The organism is Flavobacterium petrolei (assembly GCF_003314435.2).
GTDB classification, from domain to species: Bacteria; Bacteroidota; Bacteroidia; order Flavobacteriales; family Flavobacteriaceae; genus Flavobacterium; species Flavobacterium petrolei.
On the sequence record NZ_QNVY02000003.1, the window covers coordinates 65,388 to 81,942 of the forward strand.

Sequence of the window (16,555 nt, forward strand, 5' to 3'; positions counted from 1 at the left end):
AAAATCGAGCCGAGGAAACCAATAAGGAGGACTATATTGAATAAATTATTTTCCTTACCAGTTTATAAAAAATTTATAACTTTGGTTAACAGCAAAAATTAAACTTTCATGAAAGCCTCAATTTTTATTAAAATTATGTTAAAAAAAAATTAAACACTTGTTTAAATTAAACACTTGTTTAGTTTTGTTTAACAAAAATTCAATTCCATTGAAAAGTAATTTTAACGATAAACAAATTCTAATCCTCGAAGTTGCAGAAACACTTTTTGCAGAGAAGGGATTTGACGGTACTTCCATCCGAAACATAGCAAAAGTGGCAAAAATTAATATTGCCATGGTTTCGTACTACTTTGGTTCCAAGGAACGATTACTGGAATCGCTTATTGTTTACAGAACTTCGGATCTTAAAAATCAATTGGATAATCTGCTAAATGAAGAACTGGAACCTATAGATAAAATCAACAAACTAATTGAACTGTACATCAACAGAATTAATAGTAACAGAGGAATCTATCGAATTTTACACTTTGAATTTACTTCTAAAAAGAGAGAACAAAATCTTCAGGCTTTTTCTGAATTAAAAAAAGGAAATCTAAAATCCCTTGAAGCTATTATCGAGGAAGGTCAGAAAAAAGGCATTTTCAGAAAAGATGTTATAATTCCGCTTATCACACCCACCATTCTGGGGACTTTCTTTCATTTTCACATGAATAAACCTTTCTTCGAGAATTTATTAAACCTGAAAACCGAAGATTTATACAACAATTATATCAAAACCAATTTGACAAAGCACATTCAACAAACTATAAAAGCACTTCTTATATATGAAAGTTAGTCAATTTATGCTCTTTGGGATTTTCTTTATTGGAATTTCAGCAGTAGAAGCACAAGAAAAAACAAGTTTAACATTGAACGAAGCCATTAATTTGGCTTGGACCAAAAGCAATGAAGTTACGCTGGCCAATACAAAAGTAAAGACCAAAAAATACGAATTGCAGGCTACAAAAAACAATCAATATCCAGATTTGAAACTTTCAGGTCAGTACCAAAGATTGGCAAATGCATCAATAGATTTTAAACTGGATCAAAACAATTCTGGTACTCCACAAGCGATTCCTATTGTCAATCAGTTAATGATTGGTCAGTTGAATGCCAGTGTTCCGGTATTTTCTGGTTTTAAAATTCAAAACAGCATCAAAGCGAATGAAAATTTGTATCAGGCTGAAATGGCTACATCATCCCAAACTAAAGAAGAAATTGCGTTGCGGGTGATTGATTATTATGCCAGTTTGTACAAAGCACAAAAAACAATTGAACTGTTGAAAGAAAATCAAAAAAGTGCCAAACAGCGCGTTAAAGATTTTATAGAGCTTGAAAAAAACGGAATTATTCCTAGAAATGATCTGTTGAAATCTAAATTACAAGCTTCGAAAATACAATTGTCACTGGATGAAACGAATAATAATTTAAAAATAATCAACTTTTATTTGGTTACACTTTTAAAATTAAATCCAGACACCAAACTGGAAATTCGGGAGGATGATTTTGCTGATTTCCAAATGACAAATATTCCAACCAATGAATTACCAGCTTTAGAAAATCGTAAGGATTTAGAAGCGATTCGGTTTCAGGGAAAAGCCAGCGAAGCAAATATCAAAATAGCAAAATCTTCCTATTATCCAGCCATTGCGATTATTGGTGGATATACCGCTTTAGACCTGAGCAATGTAATTACCGTACAAAATGCGATGAATATTGGAGTTGGAATTTCGTATGATTTGAGTGCTATTCTAAAAAACGGAACTTTGGTTAGACTTGCTGAAAATAAGTATTTTGAAGTTCAGAATTCTGAAGCAATATTAACGGATTACATTAAAATCCAAGTCCATAAAGCGATTGAAGATTACGATTTAGCATTGAAACAAAACACGGTTTATGAAGAAGCACAGGAACAGGCTACTGAAAATTTCCGAATTGTAAAAGATAAATATGACAATGGACTTTCAGACACAAATGACCTGCTTGAAGCTGATGTCGAACAGTTAAATTCAAAAATCAATAAAGCTTTGGCGAAAGCCAATACAATCCAAAAATACTACGAGTTACTCTCCGTAACTGGTCAATTATCTCAATCCTTCAATCTTGCTCATAAATAATCAACTACCATGGAAAAGAAAAAAACAAATAAAAAATTTATTATTATCCTAGTAGCTTTGGTTGTTTTAGGAGGAACTTATGGAACTTTTAAATACATCCATTCACAATCCCACGAGGAAACTGATGATGCGCAAATTGAAAAAAACATGAATCCAATTATTCCGAGAGTTTCTGGATATGTAGATAAAGTATACATCAAAGATAATGATTTTGTAAAAAAAGGCGATACGCTTTTTACTATTGACCGAAGAGACTACCAATTGAAAATTGAGGAAGCCAATGCAGCAATGATTGGCGCTGAAGGTAATTTTGAAGTGACTAAAGCTGATATTGGAAGTGCTTTAGCCAGCATTTCTGTTTCGGATGCAAATGTGTTGTCAGCGGGTGGAAATATAGAATCCGCAAAAATAAGATTGGGACGTATCACAAGTGATTACAATCGATATGAGAATTTATACAAAAGCCATTCTATCACAAAACAGCAGTACGAACAAGCTCTAGCGGCTAAACTGGAAGCTGAAAGTCAAGTTCGTGTTCTGCAACAACAAGAAAGAGCCAGTGCCTTTCAAAAATCAGTTATTGTGGCCAAATCTAAAGTTTCAGATAAACAAACCGAAGTGGCTGCTGCCAATATTAAAAGAGCCAAAGCATTGCTGGATGCCGCAAAATTGAATCTAACCTATACCGCGGTAACTGCTGCGATTGATGGTCAGGTATCCAAAATTGATATTCAGCCAGGACAATTGGTTCAGCCAGGACAATCTTTGTTTTACATTATCAACAATAAGGAAGCTTGGGTAATTGCTAATTTCAAAGAAACGCAATTGAACAAAATGGTAATTGGACAAAAAGTAACTGTAAAAGTAGATGCATATCCTAATTATGATTTTCAAGGTTCTGTCACTTCATTTTCACCTGCAACAGGATCTCGATTCTCATTGCTACCGCCAGATAACGCGACAGGAAACTTTGTAAAAACGATTCAAAGATTACCGGTAAAAATAAGTTTGAACGCAACAAACGATCCTGAAAAAATAAAATTATTGCGCCCGGGAATGAATGTAGATGTAGATGTACATTTAAAATAAATCTATTTTTCTAGATTTAAAAAATAAAAAAAAGCGACACTTTTAAGACAATTATAGTTTACACTTTAGCATAAATGGTACAAGCGGGAGAAGACGATTTAGTAGAATATGGCTACAGACGAGTTCTGATTACGATTACAGCAATACTTTGTACCCTGCTCGAAATCGTAGATACCACAATTGTCAATGTAGCACTGACAAACATGAGGGGAAGTCTGGGTGCTACGCTAAACGATGTTGCATGGGTAATTACAGCTTATGCTATTGCCAATGTGATTGTCATTCCTATGACCAGTTGGTTGTCACAACAATTTGGAAGACGTAATTATTTTGTTACTTCCATTATTATTTTTACGGTAGCTTCTTTTTTATGCGGAAATGCAGATAATATCTGGGAACTTGTAACTTTTAGATTTATTCAAGGATTGGGTGGTGGTGCTTTATTAGTGACAGCTCAAACCATTATAACCGAGAGTTATCCTATTGCAAAACGAGGTATGGCCCAAGCGATTTACGGAATGGGTGTCATTGTTGGACCTACTTTAGGTCCGCCCTTAGGAGGCTACCTTGTTGACAATTTTTCGTGGCCATATATTTTTTACATCAATATTCCACTTGGAATTATAGCCACTATTTTAGCATTGACTTTTGTAAGAAGTCCTAAATATGGCGAAAAGTTGAAATCTAATCAAGTCGATTGGTTGGGGATTTTTCTATTAACGGCATTTATTGGTTCTTTGCAATATGTATTAGAACACGGTCAACAAGACGATTGGTTCAATAATAAAACAATTATACTTTTAACAACCATTACCGTTTTTGGTTTAGTACTTTTTATTTGGAGAGAATTAACATATAAATACCCTATCGTCAACTTAGGTGTTTTAAAAGATGGGAATCTAAGAATTGGAACAGTTATGTGTTTTATTTTAGGATTTGGACTCTATGGTTCCACTTTAATCATCCCAATTTATACACAAACAATTTTAGGTTGGACTGCAACTGATGCGGGGCTGTTACTGATTCCAGGATCAATAACCACAGCTTTAATGATGCCAATTGTTGGAAATTTACTTCAAAAAGGTGTTCCCCAAAGTTACATGGTAGGTCTTGGTTTTTTAATTTTCTTTTTCTTTACTTATATGATGCACAACAGTATGACACCAAATACTGGTGTTGAACATTTGTATTGGGCGTTAATTTTAAGAGGAATTGGATTAGGACTCCTTTTTGTACCGATAACTACATTGTCCCTTTCTACATTAAAAGGAAAAGATATTGGCGAAGGCGCAGCTTTTACAGGTATGATGCGCCAATTAGGAGGTTCTTTTGGTATTGCAATCATTACAACATTTATCACCCGATTTAGCCAGGAACACAGAGTCAATTTAGTTTCACATTTAGGCACAACCAGATTAGAGGTTCAAGAGCGAGTTTTAATGCTTCAAAAAGGATTTATGTCGAAAGGATTTACTGCTAATGAATCGTTGAAAAAAGCGTATCAGGTCATTGACTATTCTGTCATGAAACAAAGTGCTGTTCTATCGTATATGGATATCTTCATGTATCTCGGAATTATGTTTCTGTGTTGTATTCCAATTATCTTTTTTATTAAAAAAGGGAAAAACAAAATCAACCCGGCTGATGCTATGCATTAGCAAAAAAGCGATTAATTCCGTCTATACCTACCTCGTAAAAACCAAACGATTGCCTTCTGATAAATTTGCATCAAATTGATAGCCATCATAATTAAATCCTTTTAAATCGTCTATCGTTTGAGCATCAGTATCAATAATATAACGAACCATCATTCCTCTGGCTTTTTTGGCAAAAAAACTAATTATTTTTAATTTCCCATTTTTATAATCTTTGAATTCCGGAGTAATTACAGGAACATTCAAAGCTTTAACATCAATTGCCGAAAAATATTCAGTACTCGCTAAATTGACAAATAACTCTCCATCTTCAAGTTCTTTATTTAAAGCCTTTGTAATTATTGGCTTCCAAAATTCATACAGATTTTTGCTGTCGCCAATGGGTAATTTTGTTCCCATTTCCAATCGGTATGCCTGAATCAAATCTAATGGTTTTAACAATCCGTACAAACCGGAAAGGATTCTTAAACGATCTTGTAAATCCGCTATTTTTTTTTCAGAAATCGAATAAGCGTCTAATCCAATGTAAACATCTCCGTCAAAAGTATAAATAGCAGGACGCGAATTTGAAGTCGTAAAAGGGGTTTTCCAATCTTGATTTCGCTTCCAGTTCAAATCAGCCAATTTATCGGAAATACTCATTAAATCAGATAAGTCCGCAGGTTTTTTTTCTTTCAAAACTTTATGAACTTGCTGCGATTCTTTTAAAAATAAAGGCTCCGAATGCAACGCAGTGGGCAAATTTTTATCAAAATCTAAAGACTTCGCTGGCGATATTACAATTTTCATACACAGTACTCTTTTGAGCGTTTTTTATTAATTTTCTCAAAAGTACTAATTGCAATTAAGAAATCACGAATCATTAAATTGATTTGTTTAATAGTTCAATAGATAATGAAAATTGTTTCCTAATTTAATTATTTTTGAAAAATAAAATACCAACGAAATAATTATGAATACAATTGAGATTAGAAAAGCAACAGGATCTGATTTGGAAACAATCCAAAAGATAAGCATCCAAACTTTCACTGAAACTTTTGCCGGTGTAAATACGACAGAAAATATTGCCGATTACATAAAAAACAGCTTGAATACGGAGCAACTAACGGCTGAATTAAACAATGTAAATTCTCAGTTTTATATCGCGTACTCAAATGATGAAGTTGTTGGCTATTTAAAAATAAACTTTGGTGACGCGCAAACAGAATCTATAAATGAAAATGCTTTAGAAGTGCAACGAATTTATGTTTTACAAAATTTTCATGGAAAAAATATCGGGCAGCTTTTACTAGACGAAGTAAAAAAAATTGCGAAAAATACTGATGTTGATTCTGTGTGGCTTGGTGTCTGGGAAGAAAATCACAGAGCACTTCGATTTTATACAAAAAATGGATTTGTTGTTTTTGACAAACATGTTTTTATAATGGGTAATGACGAGCAAACTGATTTATTGATGCGATTTGAAATTCATGAATAAAAATTAAATTATAACTTGTTTAGGCACTTCTAAAACGGCAATTGACTTATTTTTGTGCCAAACATTATCAAAATACTATGAAACAGGATGTAATTATTGTGGGAGCAGGACTGGCGGGATTAGCTGCTGCTGTTCATTTGCATCGTCAAGGGCGAAAAGTACTGCTGTTGGAAGCCAGTGAACGCGCGGGCGGGAGAATTAAAACCGATTCACATGAAGGTTTTCTTTTAGACAGAGGTTTTCAAGTGCTGTTGACGGCTTATCCTGAAACGCAAACATTACTGAATTATACGGATTTAAAACTAAAGAAAATGTTACCCGGAGCAACCGTTCTTTATGACGGAGGCAATTTTGAAATAGCAGATCCATTCCGAAGACCTTCGGCAGCATTTGCTACACTTTTTGCTCCCGTTGGTACTTTAAAAGATAAAATTAATACGCTCTGGTTAAAGAATAGATTACAAAAACTAACCATTGACGAAATTTTCGAACAACCAGAACAAACGACCAGCAAACAGTTGGCTGAGTATGGTTTTAGTACAAAAATGATTCAACGTTTTTATGCGCCTTTCCTCTCGGGAATCTTTTTGGAGAATGAATTGAAAACTTCGCGTCGAATGTTTGATTTTGTGATGAAAATGTTTTCAGATGGAGATGTGGCGGTTCCTGAACTAGGAATGGAAGAAATACCTAAACAGTTAGTTGCCATGCTTCCCGAAGGCAGTATTCAATGCAATACAAGAGTCACTGCTATTGAAGGCAAAACCGTAGTTACTGAAGATGGAACCGTTATGGAAGCCAACCAAATCCTTTTGGCTACGACTGCAAACAACCTTACCCAAAAATTCTTTCCGAAACAAAAAATGACCTCTCATCAGGTTACAAATATCTATTTTGAAGCCAATGAAGCGCCAACTGATAAAGCAGTTGTGATTTTAAATGCTTCAACTAAGAAAAAATGGGTGAATAATTTGACAGTGATTTCTAATGTTTCCGAAGCGTATGCGCCAAAAGGAAAAGCACTTATATCCGTTTCTTTCAATGGAATCCCAACGATTGATGACGCAACTTTGGCAGAAAACATGAAACAAGAATTAAAACAATGGTATGGCGAAAAAGTAAATTCATGGAAAATGCTGAAAGCCTATCGCATTGAATATGCTTTGCCAACTCAAGAAAGTGTGCGAAATACGATTGATGCTTCTGAAATAAAAATTTCAGATACACTATTTATTTGTGGAGACAACTTACTGAATGGATCTATCAATGCCGCTCTAAAAACGGGACGATTAGCTGCTGAAGCGATGAAAATATAGTTTGCTCTACATTATAAATCGATTATTGCCACAATTTCATAGATTTTAATTTGTCAAAAAAATTATAATCGGTGAATCTGTGGCTATTTTTTTTGCCTTTCTATAAATTAAATCGCTAATCTATCACCACTTTATAGCTAGGATCTTCAAGAATATTTACGTCAATTACGGTGTCAGCATTTTTTAATAAGGTCCTGCAATCTGCGCTTAAATGGCGCAAATGAACCGTTTTATTAACTTTCGCATACCGCTCAGTAATTTTATTTACAGCATCAATCGCACTCATATCGGTGATTTTACTTTCTTTAAAATCAATAACGACTTCGTTTGGATCATTAGAGACATCAAATTTTTCTGAGAAAGCCGTAGTGGAAGCAAAAAATAAAGGTCCGTAGATTTCATAATGCTTCACCCCTTTTTCATCGATATATTTCTTAGCCCGAATCCTTTTGGCACTTTCCCAAGCAAAAACTAAAGCAGAAATAATCACTCCAATTAAAACAGCTAAAGCCAAATTATGCAATACAATAGTTATCAACGCGACTAATACTCCAACAAAAATATCGTGTTTCGGCATTTTATTAATGATTCTAAAACTTGCCCATTCAAAAGTTCCGATTGCCACCATAATCATGACACCAACTAAAGCCGCCATAGGCAATTGTTCAATTATTGGGGCACCAAATAAAATAATAATAAGTATAGTCAGCGCAGCAACAATTCCGGACAGTCGTGCTCTGGAACCCGCCGAAAGATTAACTAATGTTTGTGCAATCATAGGGCAACCACCCATCCCGAAGAAAAAGCCATTCAAAATATTCGAACTCCCTTGCGCAATACATTCGCGATTTCCATTTCCTTTGGTTGAGGTGATTTCATCGACTAAATTTAAGGTCAACAATCCTTCTGTTAACCCAACGGAAGCCATGATTAAAGCATACGGAAATATAATTTGCAACGTTTCCAGATTTATCGGAATATTCGGAATGTGGAATGGTGGAAAACCACCACTTACTGAAGCAATATCGCGTACTGTTTTGGTTTCGATTCCAAAGAAAAATACCAATGCAAATACCACAATGATTGCCACTAATGAAGCCGGAATTGCTTTTGTTACTTTAGGAAGCAATACCACAATTCCTATTGTCAGTGCAACTAATCCCACCATAATGAACAATGGAGTTTCCGAAAGCCAAGTACTTTGACCGTTGACTACTGCTTTAAATTGATCCAACTGCGACATGAAAATAATAACCGCTAAACCATTTACAAAACCAAACATAACGGGTTGCGGCACCAATCTTATAAATTTTCCAAGTTTAAAAATACCTACTAAAATTTGTAAAACACCAGCCAAGGCAACGGCTGCAAGCACATATTCTAGTCCATTAGAATTCATTAATGCGATTAAAACAATCACAGTTGCTCCTGCTCCACCAGAAATCATTCCGGGTCTTCCACCGAAAACTGCCGTCATTAAACCAGCGATAAATGCAGCGTATAAACCCATCAGCGGAGGAAAACCCGCCACTATAGCAAAAGATAGGGATTCTGGAATCATGGTCATAGCAACCGTTAATCCCGCTAAAATTTCTATTCTGTAATTGACTTTTTGTGAGAAATCAAATAAATTAAATACTTTTTTCATGAATAATTATAATAAGAAACTTCCGATACAATTTTATTATTCAAAATTGCATCGAAAAAAAATTTCGATAAACTTTTTTGGGGAAAGTCCCTTGATTTAAAGACTCTAGATCAAGTCGGAGTACATTATAAAATTACTAGGATAACGTTTTTCACTAGAGCTGCAAAAATAAAACTTTTAACTCGTTTCCCCAAACAGAAAGTGAAATTGCGTAAATTTGGCAAAAATTATCGTTTTTTTTCATAAAACAAGCATTTTTAACTCCACATCATTCGATTCAAATTTAAAAAAGCTTTCAATCAATATCTTTAAAATGGAATACCGTTTTATGAAAATGACAAGCAGAACACTATCGACACAATTAAAAAAACCTATGAAATTACTACATACTTTATTCTTCGCACTTCTTTTAAATGTCAGTTACTCGCAATCGACGAATGACTATTTTGAAAAGATTAGAAATAATGAAGCTGATTTAACTGCTTTCTTTTCACAAATGCCAAAAGGCGGTGATTTACACCACCACTTTTCCGGTTCGATTTACGCGGAGCCATTATTACAACGTGCCATTGCTGATGATTTTTATCTCAATACCGAAACGATGGATGTTTTAAAAGAAAAACCATCAAACGGAAACTGGGAATTATTTTCGACCTTGAAAAACAACGGATCATTAGACGTTTACAAACAAAAAATAATGCAAAAATGGTCCGTAAAAGACTATAATCATGTGGATTATCCATCGGATAAATTGTTTTTTGAATCTTTTATGAAGTTTGAACCGGCCATAAAAGGGAATTTTGGACAGGGATTATTGGAATTAAAAAACAGAGCCATTTCAGAAAATGTCAGTTACATCGAAACCCAACTATCTACGATTCCAACTGCAATGAACACGGATGATTTGACGAAATTTAATTCCAGATTGCGAAAATTAGCTTTGGCAAAAGATGAAAAAGCAATTTTGAAAACATTGGATTCAGTGTACAATTCCTTACTAAAAAAAGATGCTGAATCCTACGCCAAAACATTCAATACTAGTTTTGTAGCAAAAATGCACAACGATTTAAAAATTGATGATAAGCAATTTACGATGCGCTATCAAAATTTTGTTTTGCGTTTCATGGAACCTGTTGATTTATTCAAAAATCTGGTAATTGCATTCATTTCGGCAGATCAAAGTCCGCTAATGGCTGGAGTTAATATAGTTTCACCAGAAGATGGCGAAACTTCGATGAAAGATTACTGGTTACACATGCTAATGTTTAAATATTGTAATTCCCGTTATCCAAATGTAAAATATACGATGCATGCCGGCGAGCTGACGCTTGGTTTAGTGCAACCCGAAGATTTGACTTGGCACATTGGCGCAGCCGTTTATACTGCAGGAGCTCATCGTATTGGTCACGGAGTTGATATGGCGTACGAGAAAGATTCGTATGATTTATTGCGTTATATGGCCAAGAAAACTATTCCTATCGAAATTAACTTAGTGAGTAACGAGTTTATTTTGAAAGTGAAAGAAAACCGTCATCCGCTGACTTTGTATAAACAATTTGGTGTTCCCATCGTAATCAGTACTGACGACGCAGGGATATTACGCACGAATATGACCGAACAATATGTTTTGTTAGCCAAAAGATACAAAGATGTTTCCTATACCGATATCAAGCAATATGTGTACAACAGTATCAATTACAGTTTTATAAAAGAAGCTTCCATTAAAAAGCAATTGCTAAAGGATTTAGATGCCAGATTCAAAACTTTCGAAGCTAATTTCCCTTTAAAATAAATGGTTCACTTCAATCTAGATTTATTTTTATAACACAAAAAATCCGCTACAAAAGCGGATTTTTTGGTGAAACAGAATTTACATTCTGATTATTTTGGATTTAAAATCAATTCAATTCTTTTGATGGCATCCTCATAATGGTACTTGGTTTCTGCATTTATAGCTCTAGTTTTAGCAACTGCCAAAGTCGTTCTTAAAGCATTTAATTCGCCTCTTACCAATCCTCTTAAATCAGATTGAGCCACATTGTAAAAATCAGATGGACGACCGGATTTAATTTCTTCTTTCATCAAAAATGCCATTCTTTCGATATATGCTCTTTGCAAATTTCTTCTGTAAATCGTCACATTTGTTGGTAAATTAGCCTCTTTCCAAATTCCTTTGCGCATATCTGCTAATAAATCCAAGGCTTTGTAATTTGCCGTTCCCATTATCTCTGCTTCCATTAGACGACCCAGGCGTTCAAAACTCAATACACTATTCAAATGTCTCGATTGTAGATTACGGAAGCGTTCGGTATACCCTGCATAATTTATGTTTTTTAATGTACTGACATTCACCAACCACGTTGGAGAAGCAAAAGCATTTTCTTGTAGCCACTGCATCGCTTCTTGTTGTTTTGCTTTAGGTACTATATCATAAATACTTCCTTTTTGATTTGGTTTTTTGATCGCTTCATAAACGCCGCCAACATTAGTGACTACATGACCTACATACCTACTCCAAACGCCCAACATTTCTTCGTACAACTCTTCTAAATCCTCATAATTATTAGTGACATCACTCGTCCATTCCGGTAAATGAGCCGCTACGTATTGCAAGTTTTTAAGTCCATACGAACCGGCTTTCATTGAATTATTTCCGATATCTTCTGTTTGTGAAGTCGGATCAAAACTGCTACTTTGCGATCCAAATTTATAAATAGGATTTCCAGCTTTTTCCATAATCCATTGGTCTAATGTGGGTACTTCTGCTTCTGGCGAAGTCATATTTGGAATGAATCTGTAACCCCAATTAGTGGCGTAATGATCGTAAAGTCCCATTTGGCGGATGAAACGCACATTTTTATCTCCAGGTTGCGCGATATAATTAAAACGGGCATAATCCATCAAACTCGCTGCTATACCGTTCTTTTGAGTAAAAGCACCGTCTCTGTAATTTTCAGTGTCATAGGCACAACTCGCACCCATATTATGAGGAAAACCAAGGGCATGTCCTACTTCATGCGCAATAACCATACGCATCATTTCTCCCATTTCTTCATCACTGGTGTTTAATGTTCTTGCCGAAGGATTTGCTGCTCCGGTTTCTAACAAATACCGATTTCTATAAGAACGCAAATGGTTGTGGTACCAAATCACATCACTTTCAATAATTTCTCCCGTTCTAGGATCAGAAACACTTGGTCCAACCGCATTACGCGTTGTACTCGCCACGTAACGAATCACCGAATACCGGATGTCTTCCGGACTAAAATCAGGATCTTGTTCCTTAGTTGGAGCATCCTTGGCGATAATCGCATTTTTAAAACCTGCAGTTTCAAAAGGCTTTTGCCAATCTTCAATTCCTTGCTTGATGTACTTGCGTAATTTTTCAGGCGTGGCAGGATCTAAATAATAAACAATCGGTTTTATCGGTTCTACCAGTTCACCTTTTGCGTAAGCGACAGGATCTTTGGGTTCTAATTTCCAACGGCGTATGTACGTTTTACTGTCGGATTTTAATTCGTTGCTTCCATAATCAATTTGATTCATCGTAAACCATCCCACTCGCGGATCAGCCAATCGGGGTTGCATGGGTTTTTCAGGTAATAAAATCATCGATTGATTCATCTGGATACTGATTGTTTCTGAATCTGCCTGAACCGGCGGTTTTGAAGCGTTATAGGTAAAATCCTGAATTACTTCAATATTCATGGGAAAACTTTTCATTGTATTGATAAAACTGCGGGATTCATCCAGTCCTTTTACTTTATACGTTTCTCTCATATCAGCCGATAAACCGCTAATTGATTTCACGTCGGTGGCATAAAATTTAGTCACATCGATTACTGTATTTGCCGAATCTTTGCTGAACGCTACAATATCAAAAGCAAATAAAGTAGGCTCATAATTATTGGATTTTACCGAAATACTGATCGGCAAACTGTCATTAGCAACTGCACTGAATGATTTTAATTTAATCAGGATTTTATCTTGAAAACGCTCCCAAATAATCAATTGTTCGTTGGTTTCGGAACCGGCATTTACATATCCGCCGCCTAAATTAGCTGGAAGTTTAGCCAATCGACTTACCAAAAGCATGTCTTTATTCAAGTATTTATTGGGGATTTCGAAGAAATATTTCTTATCCACTTTATGAACGATAAACAATCCATCGTCAGAAACGGCATCTTTAGTAATTATCTTGCTGTATTCCTTAATCGTGGCTTCCGGTTTCTTTTCCGGTGGCGGGACTACAGTGGCATTTTTATCTTTTTTTCTTTTGGATTGGGCAAATTGGGCGGTAGGTACAAGCATTGTCGCAGCAATTGCTGTTAAAATGAAAAATTTCTTCATTTAGTGGTTATTTAGTGGTTAATCAATACCAAAAATAATTTTTAGAGCCTACAAATTGAATAGTATTCATTGGTTTAACTTTTAATTAACAACCATTCAATCTAGTATTTTTCTTTTTATTATCGGTAATTTTGCACCATAAAATACAACCTGCCAGATTTGGTTTTAGTCTAAAACTATCAGCTTTACGTTAAACAAATCCTGAATCTCGAGCAAAATTTATTTACAAAACACGTATTGCTTTTACGAATCTACGAGTATAACCTGGCTTTTTTAGACTGGTAGTCACCACTTGCATTTCACGACCTGAGGTAGCATGAATAAAATCACTTTCCATTCCTTTTGGATTTGTTACGATGCCCAAATGGCCGATAACATTTCTGGTCGGACTCAAAAACAACAAAATATCTCCTTTTTTCACGTCGGCAATCGGGATTTCTTTACCGAAATTCTCAAATTGCGACGAGCTGCGAGGAACCTTAATTTTAAAATTATTATAGACATAGTACACAAATCCGGAGCAATCGAAACCATTTTTGCTACAGCCCGCTGTAACATAAGGTGTTCCTAGTAATTTCATTCCAAAATTGACAATCTTAGTTCCCAAGGAATCATCATTTTCAATCGGATCTACAAATGTATTAGTGACAGTATTTTCATTTCTTTGAGGAGACGATTTAACTGACCTAAATGCACCATAAGAAACGTTACCTACATCAAGTAGCGATAAACCTATGAATAATGTCAATTTCACGGTATTTATACTTTTAAATTTCATAGTAAAAATCAAATTAGCATCCTTTAAATTTTTATAATTGGAATCCCTGCCTTGTGTATTTCATAATTGAAACAGAACTTTATGGAATCCCATAAAGTTCACTTTTACAAATCTCAATGAATTATATCAATTGTAGTGAAATCGCATAAAAAAGTCCAAGTGCTACAAGACAAACAATAAACATACCAAGAAACATACAGTATAACAATCTTTGCGTGTCTTTTAGAACAAGCAATGCAAATTACTTTCCACAAAAAAGCCCCAATCCGGGGCTTTTCATATTTTTATTCTTCTTCGTCCGTACCATGGGATTTTGAATATCCTCTCCATTTCTCGATGCAATCCTTTAAATCCTGCGGAAGTTCCGTATCAAAACGCATCATCTCCCCGGTTGTAGGATGCACAAAGCCTAACGTTTTAGCGTGTAAAGCCTGTCTTGGCAATGCTTTGAAACAGTTGTCTATAAACTGCTTGTATTTAGTAAACGTAGTTCCTTTCAGAATCAAATGACCACCATAACGCTCGTCATTAAATAATGGATGTCCTATGTGTTTTAAATGCGCACGAATCTGATGTGTTCTTCCGGTTTCCAGTTGGCACGAAATCAATGTCACGTATCCAAAACGTTCCAACACTTTGTAATGCGTTACAGCAGGTTTTCCTATTTCGGGATCAGCAAAAACCGCCATTTGCATGCGATCTTTCAAGTGTCTTGCTAAGTTTCCTTCAATCGTTCCTTTATCAGCCACGACATTTCCCCAAACCAAAGCGACATACTCTCTTTCAGAAGTTTTCGCTTCAAATTGCTTGGCAAGATGCGTCATCGCCGCTTCCGTTTTGGCAATCACCAATAAACCCGAAGTGTCTTTATCAATTCTATGCACTAATCCGGGACGTTCGCTGCTGTTCATTGGCAAATTATCAAAATGATACGCCAAAGCATGCACTAAAGTTCCCGTGTAATTCCCGTGACCGGGATGCACCACCATTCCTGGCAATTTGTTTATCAACAATAAAGTATCGTCTTCATACACAATATCAAGCGGAATATTCTCCGGAATAATATGGTTTTCGTAAGGAGGGTGCGTAAGCATAACGCGCACCACATCATTGGCTTTTACCTTGTAATTGGACTTTACCGTGGCGTCGTTTACAAAAATATTTCCTTCGGTAGCTGCAGTTTGTATTTTGTTGCGAGTCGCATTTTGAATAAGGCTCATCAAGTATTTATCAATTCGCAAGGACGTTTGGCCTTTAGGAACTTCAAACCTGAAATGTTCAAATAACTCGTCTTCTAAATCTATTGTATCTATATTATTGTTCATCAACTGGTATTTCTTCTTCTATTGGTGCTGCAAGCGTATCTGCAGCCTTTTCCTCTTCTTCGTAACTCATTTTTCCGTCTCCTAAAACCAAATCAATTTTGGATGATTTCAAGACTCTGTCCCCTGCTTTCAGGTTTCTTCCTTTGAAACGCATTTCCAATACCATATCTTTTCCAAGATTTGGAACATATGTAACCGATCCTTCTTCAAGTCCTAAAGCTTTCAAAGTAGGCACCGCTTCACGATATGTTTTATTCACTAAATCAGGAATTCGAACAGATGAAAATCCTGAAGTATTTATTTTTATGTATATTTTTCTACCTACTTTTACCTTTGTACCCGGTGTTGGATCTTGCTCAACCACACTGTATTGCGGAAAATCACTTCTGTAATCTACGCTATCCAAAAGCACATAATCTAAATCCAACTCGTCCAGCTTTTCCTCCACTTGCTCTTCAGTCAATTTACTCAAATTTGGAACCGCAATTTCATTGCCATGATCAGTTGTAAAAGTCAACCAATGCATAAACAAATAGCCCAAAGCAGCAATAATGGCAATTGCAATTAATACTTGTACAAAAAATACACGGCTGGTAAGATACTTACGTAAACTCATAAATTTATTTTTATATGCGGCAAAGATAAAGCTATTTCGTTCCAAAAAAAATGATAATTTTGTTTAATGCTTTTTGGAGCTATTTCCCGCTATTCGTTGCAATCTTTTTATCCGCCGAAAAGGCTGTTAAAAAGGATTTTCACTA

The 16,555-nt window shown here is 35.4% G+C and carries 13 protein-coding genes; 7 read left to right on the plus strand and 6 right to left on the minus strand.

The window, feature by feature from the left end; all coding sequences use genetic code 11:
• Positions 1–208: 208 nt before the first annotated feature.
• The 4 genes from DR871_RS09735 to DR871_RS09750 all read left to right on the plus strand — a co-directional run bounded on the left by DR871_RS09735 (position 209) and on the right by DR871_RS09750 (position 4,903).
• The gene (locus DR871_RS09735) at positions 209–835 is read left to right on the plus strand and encodes a TetR/AcrR family transcriptional regulator (protein ID WP_394345635.1); all 627 of its coding nucleotides are present in this window, start codon (positions 209–211) and stop codon (positions 833–835) included.
• Positions 825–2,156, plus strand: a complete 1,332-nt coding sequence (locus tag DR871_RS09740) for a TolC family protein (protein WP_113666119.1) — start codon at positions 825–827, stop codon at positions 2,154–2,156. Before DR871_RS09735 ends, DR871_RS09740 begins: the two co-directional genes overlap by 11 nt.
• Positions 2,157–2,165: 9 nt before the next feature.
• A complete protein-coding gene (locus DR871_RS09745) occupies positions 2,166–3,245 on the plus strand; it encodes an HlyD family secretion protein (RefSeq protein WP_113666120.1) in 1,080 nt (359 codons plus the stop codon).
• Between the two features lie 74 nt (positions 3,246–3,319).
• Entirely contained in the window at positions 3,320–4,903 is a 1,584-nt protein-coding gene (locus tag DR871_RS09750; RefSeq protein ID WP_113666121.1) for an MDR family MFS transporter, read from the plus strand.
• A 27-nt stretch (positions 4,904–4,930) separates the two neighbouring features.
• Here the strand turns inward: DR871_RS09750 and yaaA are convergent, their stop codons facing one another.
• A complete protein-coding gene (gene yaaA / locus DR871_RS09755; protein ID WP_113666122.1) occupies positions 4,931–5,689 on the minus strand; it encodes a peroxide stress protein YaaA in 759 nt (252 codons plus the stop codon).
• Positions 5,690–5,852: 163 nt separating this feature from the next.
• On the opposite strand from yaaA, the gene DR871_RS09760 reads away from it, so the two are divergent.
• Together DR871_RS09760 and DR871_RS09765 are read left to right on the plus strand one after the other, a co-directional pair.
• Positions 5,853–6,377, plus strand: a complete 525-nt coding sequence (locus DR871_RS09760; RefSeq protein WP_113666123.1) for a GNAT family N-acetyltransferase — start codon at positions 5,853–5,855, stop codon at positions 6,375–6,377.
• Between the two features lie 41 nt (positions 6,378–6,418).
• Complete coding sequence (locus DR871_RS09765; protein ID WP_262707886.1) at positions 6,419–7,693, plus strand: NAD(P)/FAD-dependent oxidoreductase; 1,275 nt, start codon at positions 6,419–6,421, stop codon at positions 7,691–7,693.
• Between the two features lie 115 nt (positions 7,694–7,808).
• On the opposite strand, the gene DR871_RS09770 is transcribed toward DR871_RS09765, so the two are convergent.
• Positions 7,809–9,341, minus strand: a complete 1,533-nt coding sequence (locus DR871_RS09770; protein ID WP_113666125.1) for a SulP family inorganic anion transporter — start codon at positions 9,339–9,341, stop codon at positions 7,809–7,811.
• A 373-nt stretch (positions 9,342–9,714) separates the two neighbouring features.
• Between DR871_RS09770 and DR871_RS09775 the strand changes: the two genes are divergently transcribed.
• Entirely contained in the window at positions 9,715–11,133 is a 1,419-nt protein-coding gene (locus tag DR871_RS09775) for an amidohydrolase family protein (RefSeq protein ID WP_113666483.1), read from the plus strand.
• An 89-nt stretch (positions 11,134–11,222) separates the two neighbouring features.
• On the opposite strand, the gene DR871_RS09780 is transcribed toward DR871_RS09775, so the two are convergent.
• The 4 genes from DR871_RS09780 to DR871_RS09795 form a co-directional block, all read right to left on the minus strand.
• Positions 11,223–13,691, minus strand: a complete 2,469-nt coding sequence (locus tag DR871_RS09780) for a zinc-dependent metalloprotease (RefSeq protein ID WP_113666126.1) — start codon at positions 13,689–13,691, stop codon at positions 11,223–11,225.
• Between the two features lie 223 nt (positions 13,692–13,914).
• Positions 13,915–14,469 carry a C40 family peptidase gene (locus tag DR871_RS09785; RefSeq protein ID WP_113666127.1) on the minus strand — a complete coding sequence of 185 codons (555 nt, stop codon included), beginning with the start codon at positions 14,467–14,469 and terminating at the stop codon, positions 13,915–13,917.
• A gap of 284 nt (positions 14,470–14,753) precedes the next feature.
• The gene (locus DR871_RS09790; RefSeq protein WP_113666128.1) at positions 14,754–15,794 is read right to left on the minus strand and encodes an RluA family pseudouridine synthase; all 1,041 of its coding nucleotides are present in this window, start codon (positions 15,792–15,794) and stop codon (positions 14,754–14,756) included.
• Positions 15,784–16,410, minus strand: coding sequence for a PASTA domain-containing protein (locus tag DR871_RS09795; RefSeq protein WP_113666129.1), 627 nt, complete (start codon positions 16,408–16,410; stop codon positions 15,784–15,786). The genes DR871_RS09790 and DR871_RS09795 overlap by 11 nt, the downstream gene beginning before the upstream one ends.
• Between the last annotated feature and the right edge of the window lie 145 nt (positions 16,411–16,555).

What these genes read in the sequence shown, in the direction of transcription:
- DR871_RS09740 (WP_113666119.1), top strand. Translation starts at nt 825, where the DNA reads ATGAAAGTTAGTCAATTTATGCTCTTTGGGATTTTCTTTATTGGAATT.
- DR871_RS09745 (WP_113666120.1), top strand. Translation starts at nt 2,166, where the DNA reads ATGGAAAAGAAAAAAACAAATAAAAAATTTATTATTATCCTAGTAGCT.
- DR871_RS09750 (WP_113666121.1), top strand. Translation starts at nt 3,320, where the DNA reads ATGGTACAAGCGGGAGAAGACGATTTAGTAGAATATGGCTACAGACGA.
- yaaA (WP_113666122.1), bottom strand. Translation starts at nt 5,689, where the DNA reads ATGAAAATTGTAATATCGCCAGCGAAGTCTTTAGATTTTGATAAAAAT.
- DR871_RS09760 (WP_113666123.1), top strand. Translation starts at nt 5,853, where the DNA reads ATGAATACAATTGAGATTAGAAAAGCAACAGGATCTGATTTGGAAACA.
- DR871_RS09770 (WP_113666125.1), bottom strand. Translation starts at nt 9,341, where the DNA reads ATGAAAAAAGTATTTAATTTATTTGATTTCTCACAAAAAGTCAATTAC.
- DR871_RS09775 (WP_113666483.1), top strand. Translation starts at nt 9,715, where the DNA reads ATGAAATTACTACATACTTTATTCTTCGCACTTCTTTTAAATGTCAGT.
- DR871_RS09780 (WP_113666126.1), bottom strand. Translation starts at nt 13,691, where the DNA reads ATGAAGAAATTTTTCATTTTAACAGCAATTGCTGCGACAATGCTTGTA.
- DR871_RS09785 (WP_113666127.1), bottom strand. Translation starts at nt 14,469, where the DNA reads ATGAAATTTAAAAGTATAAATACCGTGAAATTGACATTATTCATAGGT.
- DR871_RS09790 (WP_113666128.1), bottom strand. Translation starts at nt 15,794, where the DNA reads ATGAACAATAATATAGATACAATAGATTTAGAAGACGAGTTATTTGAA.
- DR871_RS09795 (WP_113666129.1), bottom strand. Translation starts at nt 16,410, where the DNA reads ATGAGTTTACGTAAGTATCTTACCAGCCGTGTATTTTTTGTACAAGTA.